Annotated in this window: 4 protein-coding genes and 1 pseudogene; 1 reads left to right on the forward strand and 4 read right to left on the reverse strand. The window is 58.2% G+C overall.

Annotated features, from left to right (window positions below):
• Positions 1 to 1,938: autotransporter outer membrane beta-barrel domain-containing protein (locus AOY23_RS21050; RefSeq protein ID WP_152958516.1), on the forward strand; the 1,938-nt coding region annotated here is incomplete at its 5' end.
• 173 nt (positions 1,939 to 2,111) lie between these two features.
• On the opposite strand, the gene AOY23_RS21055 is transcribed toward AOY23_RS21050, so the two are convergent.
• The 4 genes and pseudogenes from AOY23_RS21055 to AOY23_RS23340 form a co-directional block, all read right to left on the reverse strand.
• Positions 2,112 to 3,287, reverse strand: coding sequence for an HlyD family type I secretion periplasmic adaptor subunit (locus AOY23_RS21055; protein ID WP_054181201.1), 1,176 nt, complete (start codon positions 3,285 to 3,287; stop codon positions 2,112 to 2,114).
• A 1-nt stretch (position 3,288) separates the two neighbouring features.
• On the reverse strand, positions 3,289 to 5,463 hold the full coding sequence (locus AOY23_RS21060) for a type I secretion system permease/ATPase (protein ID WP_054181200.1): 2,175 nt from the start codon (positions 5,461 to 5,463) through the stop codon (positions 3,289 to 3,291).
• 176 nt (positions 5,464 to 5,639) lie between these two features.
• On the reverse strand, positions 5,640 to 8,603 hold the full coding sequence (locus tag AOY23_RS23335; RefSeq protein ID WP_471540687.1) for a beta strand repeat-containing protein: 2,964 nt from the start codon (positions 8,601 to 8,603) through the stop codon (positions 5,640 to 5,642).
• Positions 8,604 to 8,702: 99 nt separating this feature from the next.
• Positions 8,703 to 11,938, reverse strand: a pseudogene (locus tag AOY23_RS23340) (Ig-like domain-containing protein); the annotation flags it as partial.

Genomic DNA, 11,938 nt, shown 5'->3' on the forward strand with positions numbered 1-11,938 from the left:
GCCTCGCTGATTAACACCGGGACCCTGGAGTTCACCGCCGCACAGAGCAGCAAGCCACTGCGGTTCAACGGCAATGCCCAGGTGATTAACGCCGGAACCATGAATGTCACCGGGGTGGCTGACGGTATTGTGTCAGAAGGCTCAGCCACTGATGCCTTCTTCTGGAACCAGCAGGGCGCCACGCTCAACTTCAGCGGCAACAACGGCTGGGGCGTCAAAATGGGGGGCAGCGGCTACTCAGCGCAGAACGACGGCACCATTAACATCAGCGGCAACAAATCCGTGGCGATGTACGTGGGCGGCAGTAACCAGGCAGTCAACAACGGCACCATTAACCTCGGCACCGAGGGCGGCAGTGACTCCGGGCTTATCGGTATGCAGCTGGGGGCTGACGCCACCGAAGACGCGGTGATTGAGAACAACGGCACCATCAATATTTATGCCGACAACTCGTATGCCTTCAGCAAGGCCGGTGCGAACGGCCATGTGGTCAACAACGGCACCGTGTATATCGCTGATGATGTCACCGGCTCCGGCCTGATTGCCCAGGACTCCGCCACCATCGAAGGGCTGAACGGCAATGACGGCAACGCCAGCGAAGTGCACTACTACAGCCACGACAACAGCAACAGCCTGAACGGTTACGTGGTCGGCACCAACGCTGACGGCAGTGCCGGGCAACTGATGGTCAGCAATGCCAGCATGGACGGCGTCAGCGTCAACACCGGTTTCACCTCCGGCACGTCGGCCACCACCATGACTTTCGACAACGTGGTGCAGGGCAGCAACCTGACCGACGCGGACGCCATCACCTCCACCTCGGTGGTGTGGAACGCGCAGGGCAGCACTGATGCCCAGGGCAACGTGGACGTCACCATGACCAAAAACGCCTATGCCGATGTGGCAACCGACAGTTCGGTCAGCAGCGTGGCGACCGCGCTGGACGCGGGTTACACCAGCAATGAACTGTACAGCAGCCTCAACGTCGGCAGCACCGCAGAGCTCAACAGCGCCCTGAAACAGGTGAGCGGCAGCCAGGCAACGAACGTGTTCCGTGAAGCACGGATGCTGGGCAACCGCTTTGACATGCTGGCCGACGCGGCACCGCAGGTGAGCAGCGGTCTGGCATTCAACGTGGTGGCGAAAGGCGACCCGCGTGCCGAACTCGGTAAAAACACCGACTACGACATGATGGCCCTGCGTCAGAAACTCGCCCTCACGGACAGCCAGAACCTGACGATGGAGTACGGTATCGCGCGCCTTGATGGCAGCGGCAGCCAGAGTGCCGGTAACAACGGCATCACCGGCGGCTACAGCCAGTTCTTCGGTCTGAAGCATCAGATGGCGTTTGACAACGGCCTGAGCTGGAACAACGCCCTGCGTTATGACGTGCATAACCTCGACAGCAACCGCTCTGTTTCCTACGGCGACACCAACAAGACCGCTGACAGCAGCGCGAAACAGCAGTATCTGGAGTTCCGCAGCGAAGGGGCGAAGACGTTTGAACTGAGCGAGGCGCTGACCGTCACCCCGTATGCGGGTGTCAAACTGCGCCATACGCTGGAAGACGGTTATCAGGAGCGTAACGCCGGAGACTTCAACCTGAACATGAACAGCGGCAGTGAAACGGCGGTGGACAGTATCGTCGGGATGAAGCTGGATTATGCCGGGAAAGATGGCTGGGGAGCGAGCGCCACCCTGGAAGGCGGCCCGAACCTGAGCTATTCGAAGAGCCAGCGCAGTGCGACACTGGCGGGTGCCGGAAGCCAGCGCTTTGCGGTGGACGACGGCCAGAGCGGCGGCGGCGTTAACAGTCTCGCGACGGTGGGCGTGAAGTACAGCGGCGAAAGCAGTGCCCTGCAGCTTGACGCGTTCCACTGGAAGGAGGACGGCATCAGCGATAAGGGGATGATGCTGAACTTCAAGAAAACGTTCTAATTACTGTATTTAAATACCCTGAATAATTCGGGTTGCAGGAAGGCGCTAACGCATCTGCAGCCTGAAGTATGAAGGATATACCGAGTTCCTTTCCTGGACCGGGGCGGCGAAAGCCCTCCGTTAATATCCCCGGCGACACGGATGCCTGCCGGGGTATTAAGCCCCCCCCCGCTCTATCGTTCCCGCAGCGCCTCTTTCGCTTTGTTCAGCGGTTTCAGCAGATACTGCAGAATCGTTTTATTCCCCGTTTTAATATCGACCGTTGCGATCATGCCGGGAAATACCGGGAATGTTTTTTCCTGCTTGTTGACCAGTTGGTTGCTGTCGGTGCGAATGTAGACCCGGTAAAAATAGACGTCGCGTTTAACCTCATCCTGAATGGTGTCCGGCGAAATCAACGTCACCACGCCGTTAATGCCGCCGTAAATCGAGTAATCGTACGCCGTCACTTTCACCAGCGCTTTCTGGCCGGGGTGGATGAACGCCACGTCACGCGGCAGAATTTTCGTTTCAATCAGGATCTGATCATCCAGCGGCACCAGGCTCATCAGCTTGCCGCCGGGCGGGATAACGCCGCCAACGGTGGTGACATCAATGTCTTTCACAATGCCGCGCACCGGTGCGGTGAAGGTCAGACGGGTGAGTGAGTCCTCACGTCCGCGCATGACCGAACGTTCCGCTTCGACTTCCGCATTGGCATGCGCCAGCTCTTCGCGCGCCCGCACGTAATACTGGTTTTTCATCTCGGCGATTTTATTCTCCAGCTCGTTTTTCTGCCGCTGGAGACGCAGCACGTCAACATTGCTGGCCGCGCCCTGTTTGATCAGCGGCTCGGTAAGCGACAGCTCACGCTGCACCAGCAGAATGCCCTCCTCCAGACCCGACATGCCTTTTTCCAGACTGTCGCGGCGGGACTTGTACAGCGCGGTTTCCTGCTCAATCAACGCCGTCTCATTCGCCAGTTCCGGCGGAAATACCAACAAGGTATCGTTCACTTCGGCGTTAAGCCGCGCCGCCGTGGCCATGGTGGCATGCAGTTTGGATTCACTTTCCAGCACGCTGGATTCGGTTTTGGTGCGGTCAAGTTGCGCCAGTTGCTGACCTTTTTCGACGATATCCCCTTCACGCACCATCAGCTTGTAGATAATGCCGCCTTCCAGCGACTGGATCTCCTGCTCATGGGATGACGGCACCACTTTGCCGGTACCGGTGGTCACTTCGTCAAGGTGAAACATGTTCGCCCAGGCGACAAACGCCGCCAGCGTGATAAATAAAAACCACGCCACCAGCGACGAACGCGGCAGGCTTGGTTCGCTCAGACGACTGTTAAAACGATTCATTTCGCTCATTTTACGATCTCCCCTGCGCGACATTCGCTGACGGGGTTTTCATCATCGACACATTACTGTCGGGGGTTAAACCATGCTTATTGAGGATCGCCTCACGCGGGCCATCCATCACAATGCGGCCGTTGTCCAGCACGATAATCCGGTCGACCAGTTCAAGGATCGGCAGACGATGCGTGGCGACCACCATCGTACGGTGCGTGCCAAGCCACTGTTTGAGGTGGTGAATAAACTGCTGCTCGCCAATCTCATCCAGCCAGGCGGTGGGTTCATCGAGCAGTAAAATATTGGGCGATGTCAGGATCGCGCGCGCCAGCAACAGTGCCTGGCGCTGGCCGCCGGACAAGCCCGCGCCGCCTTCGCTGATCACATAGTTCAGCCCCGTTTTTTGCCTGCGCACGAAATCCAGCGCGCCGCTTATCGCCAGTGCCTGCTGAATATCGTCGTCGGTCGCCGTCGGGTTACCTAACGTGATGTTGTCGTGGATCGAACCGAAGAACAGGCGGGCCTGCTGGCTCAGCAACTGCATATCGCGGCGCACATCGGCCGGGTCAAGATGATTAAGGGCAATGCTGTCGAGCAGCACGGAACCCTGCTGCGGCTCCTGCATTCCGGCCAGCACCTGCAACAGCGTACTTTTCCCAGAGCCGTTGCGCCCGAGCACCGCCACGCGTTCGCCCGCGTTGATGGTCAGCGCCGGAATCGTCAGCACGTTCAGCTTCTCTTCTTCATCGTAGTAAAAGCTGACGTTCTCCAGTTGATAGTGGCCGCGCAGATGCGCTTTATGCACTTTTTTACCGCGCTGCGGCTCGTCAATCGGACGCTGCATAAGATCATCAAGCCCCTGCAACGCCACTTTTGCTGACTGCCAGCGTGACAGCACACCGGAGATCTGCGACAGCGGCGCGATGGTGCGCGACGCGAGGATCGAGGTCCCGACCAGCGCACCGGTGGTCATGTCGCCGCTAATCACCAGATAGCACCCCACCAGCAGCACCACGGCGTAGACAATCGACTGCACTTCCTGCGTCCACGTCAGCAGCATGCCGGTCAGCCAACGCTGGCGCATGCTCACGTCAGCCGCCACAAAGTTGGTGTTATTCCATTGATTCTGGAAACGCTGTTCAGCGCGCATCAGCTTGATGTCTTCAATCCCCTGCACCGCTTCGACCAGCGTCGCGTTGCGGATAGCGGATTCGCGCATCCCTTCTGTTGACAGTCGCGCCAGCGGGCGCTGCACCAGCATGCCTGGAATGAGCAACAACGGCACTGCCGCTAACACGACCAGCACCAGCGGGCCGCCAACCATCCACAGAATGAAGACAAACAGCAGGAAGAACGGCAGATCGGAAATCGCCGCAATACTGGTCGAGGTGATCAATTCCCGCACCGCTTCCAGTTCGCGAATTTGTGAAATAAACGAGCCGGTGGATTTTGAACGGGCGCCGTTTTTAATTCGCAGCGCGTGGGCAAATACCCGTTCAGAGATACGCAGATCCGCGCGTTTACCGATCACGTCGGAAATATAGACCCGCAGCATACGCATAATGAATTCAAACAGGATCGCCAGCATCACCCCGCCGAATAACACCCACAGCGTGTTTTCCGATTGCGATGGCACCACGCGGTCATACACCTGCATGGAAAAGATCATGCCGGACAGCGCCAGCACGTTCGCCACCAGCGCGACGACCATAATATCGATATAGCGATACCAGTCTTTTAACGCCAGTCGCCAGAACCAGCTTTTCTTATACGGCTTAATATAATCATCCACACGCGCGTCGGGGGTGGATTCCAGCGGGCGCAGGATAAATAACGTTTTGATGCGCGAGCCTAATTCATCACGCGTCAGCACGGTTTCCAGCCCTTCATCACCGCTGAACTGCAGGCTGATATTGCCCTCGCTGTCCATGCGATTAATCACCGCGATCTGCCCGCCGTCGAATTCCGCGATCAGCGGTAATCGCCACGGATCAAGATAAGAGACTTTCGCCCGGACACGGCGCAGCCCAAGGCCAAGCTGCCGCGCCATATCTTTTAATACCAGCTCGCGAGGTGACTGACCTTCATAATTAATCGTCACCCGAACATGTTCCTGAGAAAAGTCGAGGCGATAATATTGCGCAACGCTAATCATTGCCTGAAGCCAGGGCTCATATTGCGGGTTTGCGTTCATAGAGTTACGTTCCTGTTCTGCGTGATGACGCTGTACTGGAAAAACGTTATTTGTATTTGAAATGGGATTCATACGATGTCTGCGCATGAATAAACACAGGCCACATAGCCTCTGTTTATTCTAGTGGTTATTTAGCATGATATATGCCGGGGGAATAAATTCCCCCGGCGTCAGGGTTATATCACCAGCAACTGATGGTTTGCCAACAGGGTGGCAAGATCGGTCTGGACGCCGTTCAGGGTGACCACCGTGGTCGCCGAGAAGTTACCGGACGCGCCATCCATATCCACCTGGATCTCAGTGTTGCTGCCGTTCTGCACCACACGAATGTAGTCGGTGATGTTACCCGCACTCGGGTCCAGCGTGGCGACGCTGTTCACGTAAGTCGCGCTGGCCGTGCCGGTGTAGCCGCTGTCAGACAGCAGTTCACGCAGGTCGATACGGTCGGTATCCGCGGTCCCTTCCCAGGTCCCGATGGTAAAGCCGTTCACCACGTCACTGCCGTTGCCGCCTGCGGCGTCTGCCGGGTTAAGCAGTTTGTACAGCAGCGTATCCTGGCCACCGTTACCGATGTTAAAGGTATCGTTGCCGCCGCGACCTTCGAAGAAGTTATCCGAGGTACTGCCGGTAAAGACATCGTTACCGTTACCCCCGGCGATCCCTTCGACATTCACGAACTGCGCATTACCGAACCCGGTGCTCTGCATCGCCGTGTTGCTCAGATCGATGTTCAGCGACGTGCTGCCTGCCAGTTTGTAGTCAACGATGTCCGTACCGCCCTCTGACGTCCAGACGTCAGCATCGGAAACCCGGGTACTACCGCCACCGCCGTTATAGATGTGCGTCCCTGCGGTGGCGTTCAGCGTATCGTTGTAGCCTGTCCCCACAATACCGATAGCGTTGGTACCGTCAGTGGCCGCCAGCGCGCTGTCCGTTGCCGACGCGCCGTCTTCCGCGGTCAGCGTGTAGGCGTGGTTCTTCTCAACCGCTTTCAGACCGCCCCACGAGGCGTTGACGTTATCAACCGTATTTGTGGTCCCGGAATCGAACGTTGCCGAAGACACGCCACCGTAGTTACCGTCGCTGGTCAGCAATACTGCGCTGTATGATTTGCTCGCATCCAGGCCGTAGAAGTAGACAAGTCCGGACGAGTCGTTCATGTTCACACCGCCCTGGGCGTTAATCACCTGCGAACCGACCACCTTGCCTGTGCTTTCATCAATGAGCAGTACCGTGTTGCCATAGAAGGCGTTGATACCGTTCGCGTCTGAAATACGCAGGATGATGCTGGTACCGTTACTGATGGTGTTGGTGTTCTCGATGTATTCCGTCTTACCGCCTGCGGCACGGAACATCACCAGATCTTTGTCACCATCGTAATCAAGGTCCAGCGCCAGCGCACCGGTGGTAAAGTTGGAGCTGCCCTGGTTGGCGTTGGTGATCAGCGTTTGCGAGGTCCAGTTAACCTGGCCGGTACCGCTGTCCGTGCCGTTGTTGGTCCACAGCAGACCGACGTTGCTGGCGTTATTGGTCGCCGTCGAACCTGCCGCACCGGCAATTTCGATGAGATCCATCTTGCCGTCGCCGTTCCAGTCCACCGCCAGCGAAGTCATACTGTTCACGCTGTCGCCCAGCGTCTGCACATTCGACCCGGTACCCACGCCATTGGTCGCCGCCGTTAAGTTCCCGTTACCATCGTTATAGAAGATGGCACTGGTGGCGTTGCCCTTACCGGTTAACCCGGCCACGAACAGATCCATATAACCGTCGCCGTTAAGATCGGACCAGGTCATGGTGGTGTAGTAGTTATCCGTGGCGCTATCACCGTTGAACACGTCGGTCACCACCTGGGTGTTGGTCAGCGTCATGTTGCCATTCGCATCAACACCGTTGGTCACCACCACCATACGAGAACTCGACGTGCTGCTACCGCCGCCCGAGGTGGCGTTCGACCCTGACGTACCGTGATAGGTGATATCAACATAACCATCGTTGTTCAGGTCGACACCCGATACCTCACGGTCTGGCGTTGCGTTACCAGTGTTGGTCGCGGCGGTGCCATCCTGCGAGGTACTGCTGTTGACATAGGTGCCCGTCTTATCGAAACCAGCAATGGTCCCGTCGGTGTTCATGACGAAACTGGAGTCATAGCCGCCGCGCGTTTCTTCATCGTTCGGCGTTTCGTCACCATAGACCATATCAACATAGCCATCGCCGTCGATATCGATACCCATCGCACCGCCGTACCAGCCGTAGATGTTACCGTTAGGATCGTTGGTCTGACCCGATTCACCGTACGCCCCCACCTGGAAGGAGGTGTAGGTACCGTCTTCGTTATATTTGAACGACTGCTGGCCGTTCGCATAGTCAGTATCCGCCCCCAGAATATCCATCAGGCCATCGCGGTCGAAGTCGATAAACGACGACTGCTGCTGCTCATCCGGACCACTGATCGCCACCGAATCAAACGACCCTAAGGTGGTCGAGTCGGACGCATTCTGCGTAAACACGGTCGAGTTACTCAGGATTCGCCACGTACCATCTTCACCCAGCGTCAGCGCCGTACCGGTATCGTCAGACGACGCCGCTGATGACGTAAAGGTAATGGATGGCGTCGACGATACCGTCAGCTCACCGGTGGTGTCATCCGCCGTGATCTGCGTGCCGTCCGCTTTATAGAGCACCGCTTTGACATCGTAAGTGCCCAGCGCCAGCGCATCACTGTCAGGGATCTGCACATACCAGGTGCTGTTTAACGGGTCAATGACCACGGCACCGGTACGGGAGCTGTACACCACGTTGTTGATCGTCACTTCCACGTATTCGCCGGTGAGGATCTCGAAATCAACGCTCCCGGTGATGATTGGCGTGGTATCCAGCGTGTTCTGCGCATCTGCAAACATCTGCAGATCCACGGTGAAATCAAACACTGGCGACGGTGCGCCTTCGTTACCGGCGGCATCAACCACCACCGCGTAGAACTCGCCCTTCTGACCGTCGACCAGCGCTTCGTTCAGTTGGTATGTCCAGTCGGTACCGTTAACATCTGCTTCGCCGAGCAGCGTGCCGTCGGCGCTGTAAATGCGGACCAGCTCGCCTGTCTGCAGACCGGTGGACAGCGTACCGTTCAGTACCGGCATGCGATCGTCCGTGGTCGTGCCGGAAGCAAACTCACCGCGAGAAGAGGCCACGTCATCGGTATAGCTGACAATGGTCGCCGTCGTGGTGGATGGCGTCAGGTCAACGGTCACCACCTGCTGTGTCGTTGCACCGGCATTCCCTGCGATGTCAACAACGCGTACCTGATAAGTATGATCGCCATCCGTCAGGGTGCGTGAATCAACGAACGACCAGTTGTTGCCATTCATGATGACGTTCTGCCAGGTCAGGCCGTTATCGGTACTGATCTGCACCTGGTCGCCAGCGCTCAACGGCGCACCGATGGAGCCGGTGATGGTCAGCGACGAATCGTTAGTCAGGAAGTCGCTGTCGCTATAGCCGCTGTCGGTGGAGATACTGTCAATGCTGACGGTAATCGCGCTATCCGGCGCCACCAGATCAACCGTGACCTGCTGGTGTGCCGTCGCGCCAACGTTGCCCGCCGTATCAATCACCCGCACCCAGTAGTCATATGTGCCATCGGCCAGCGTACGACCATCATCAAAGAACCAGTTGTTGCCAATTACCGTCACGCTCTGCCAGGTGGCACCGCCATCAAGGCTAATCTGTACGATTTCGCCCGGAGACAAGGTGGCACCCAGCGAGCCCTGCAGGCTCAGCGAGGAGTCGTTGGTGATGAAGTCGCTGCTGCTCAGACCGCTGTCATCGCTGATGCTGTCAAAGGCGATGGTTTTGCTGGCATCCGGTACCTGCGTATCAACAGTTACCGTCTGACTGGTGGTCGCGCTGATGTTGCCCGCGTCGTCGATCACCCGCAACTGATAGAGGTAATCGCCATCGGCCAGGGTACGACCATCAACCCAGGTCCAGCCCTGACCGTTCACGCTGACATCAATCCAGGTGAGACCGCCATCGATGCTGATCTGAACGTGTTCACCGCTGGCCAGCGCCGCGTTCAGCGAGCCCTGCAGGGTGATCTGGTTGTCGTAGGTGATGAAATCGCTTGTCGACAGACCGGTGTCCTGCGACACCGAATCCACAGAAATCAGCGTGATCACTGGCAGCGTGGTATCCACCACCACGGTCTGACTGCTGACCGCGCCGACGTTACCCGCATTATCAATCACCCGGACCATGTACTGATACGAACCATCCGCCAGCGTACGTCCGTCGCTGAAGGTCCAGCTGGTGCCGTTCACGGTCAGGTCAATCCAGGTCACGCCGCCGTCGAGGCTGATCTGCGCGGTTTCACCGCTGGCGAGTTGCGCCGAGAGTGAACCGTCCAGCACGATCTGGTTATCGCTGGTGACGAAATCCGTGGTGCTCAGGCCGGTATCATTCTGTACCGACACGATGGTGATGACCTGTGCCGGTGACGTCAGATCGACGTTAACAACGTGATCATCACTGGCGCTGTTGCCAATGGTGTTGCTGACTTCCGCATGCACCGTATACGCGGTGCCATCCGCCAGCGCGGCAACGTCGGTGCTGCTCACGATGAAGCTCCACTGACCGTTGCTCTGCACCGTGGCGGTGTAAGTGTTGCCGTTCAACGTAATGGTGACCGTCTGACCCGCTGGCGCCGTCGTCGTCCCGCTGATGGTCAGCGGTGCGCCGTGCTCGGCAGCGTTGATGATGTCATCCACGCTCAGGGTGTCCACCGTAATGGTCGGTGCATCGCCATTCAGCGTCACGTTGTGGCTGCTGTTGCCGGTGTTACCCGCGAGGTCATTCACGGTTGCCGTGATGGTGTACTGTCCATCCACCAGCCCCGCAAAATCATTCGCCGAAACAAGTACCGACCAGTTGCCGGTGCTGTCCACCGTCGCCAGATAGGTATGCCCGTTAAAGGTCACGGTGACCGTCTGCCCCGGCTCCGCCGTGGTGGTCCCGCTGATGGTTTGCCCCGCCAGCTGTTCGTCGTTATTAACGATATCGTCAACCGCAACGGCATTGATGGTGACCACTGGCGCGGTGATATCCACCGTCAGGTTATGGCTGGCCGACGCCGGGTTGCCCGCAACATCGTTAACGCTGGCAGTGATGACGGCGGTGCCGTCGGTCAGTGCTGCTACATCGCCCGCCGGAACGGTGACGCTCCAGCTACCGTTGGCCTGAACCTGTGCGGTATAGGTGTTACCGTTCAGCGTGATGGTGACGGTCTGCCCGGCTTCGGCCGTGCTGGTCCCGGTGATCACCAGATCCGCCTGCGCTTCGGCAGCGTTCAGGATGTCGTCGGTCGCCAGCGTGTTAATAGTGATGACCGGCGCGTCAGTGTCCACACTGTAGTTATGTTCGGCTGACGCGCTGTTACCGCTGGCATTGCTGACGTTAACCTGAACGCGGGCACTGCCTGCCGTCAGGTTCGCCAGATCAGCCGAAGGTACGGTGTATGACCAGTCGCCGTTGCTGTCTACGACGGCAGTTATGGTCTGGCCGTTAAAGATAATGGTGACAGTCTGACCCGCTTCCACGTTAACGGTGGAGCCGGACAGCACCAGATCCGCGCCTGTTTCCGCGGCGTTGATGATGTCATCCGCCGTGACGCTGTTGATGCTAACGGAGACCGGATTCTGGTCAACGTTAACATCGTGCGTCGCCGAGCCGCTGTTACCGGCCGCCGTGGTGACGGTCACGCTGATGGTGCTGGTACCGTCATTCAGGGCAGTCACATCGGCCGCCGGAACGCCGACGCTCCAGTTACCGCTGGCATCAATCACGGTAGTGTAGCTGTTACCGTTCAGGGTCACCGTCACGGTGTCGCCCGCAGCGGCATTGGTTGCCGAGCCGCTGATGACCTGTGCCTGGCCGTGTTCGGTGGTGTTCAGGATGTCGTCACCGGCGACGGTGTTAATCGTCACAACCGGTGCTGCGGTGTCCACCGTCAGGTTATGGCTGGCAGACGCCGGGTTACCGGCGATGTCGTTAACGCTGGCTGTGATGACGGTGTTACCGTCAGTCAGGGCCGCGACGTCGTTTGCCGGAACAGTGATGCTCCAGCTGCCGTCCGCCTGCACCAGTGCAGTATATGTGTTGCCGCCAATCGTCACAGTCACCGTCTGACCGGCCTGTGCGGTGGTCATGCCGCTGACTGTCAGATCGGCCTGTGCTTCGGTGGCATTGAGGATGTCATCGACCGCCAGTGTGTTGATAGTAATGACCGGTGCCGCGGCATCCACCAGCAGGTTCGCGGTGGTGCTGGTGCTGTTACCGGTGCTGTTGGTGGCACTGGCAGTCAGCGTGTAATCCGCTTCGCCGAGGCCTGCCAGATCCGCTGCCGGTACGGTCAGCGTCCAGTTACCGGAGGCATCCGTCACTGCCGTATACGCGGTGCCGTTCAGCATTACCGTTACGG

The sequence above is a fragment of the Trabulsiella odontotermitis genome, assembly GCF_001297775.1.
Taxonomy (GTDB): domain Bacteria; phylum Pseudomonadota; class Gammaproteobacteria; order Enterobacterales; family Enterobacteriaceae; genus Trabulsiella; species Trabulsiella odontotermitis.

Coding starts and splice junctions, on each gene's coding strand:
- AOY23_RS21060 (WP_054181200.1), bottom strand. CDS start 5,463: ATGAACGCAAACCCGCAATATGAGCCCTGGCTTCAGGCAATGATTAGC.
- AOY23_RS23335 (WP_471540687.1), bottom strand. CDS start 8,603: ATGCCGGTACTGAACGGTACGCTGTCCACCGGTCTGCAGACAGGCGAG.
- AOY23_RS21055 (WP_054181201.1), bottom strand. CDS start 3,287: ATGAGCGAAATGAATCGTTTTAACAGTCGTCTGAGCGAACCAAGCCTG.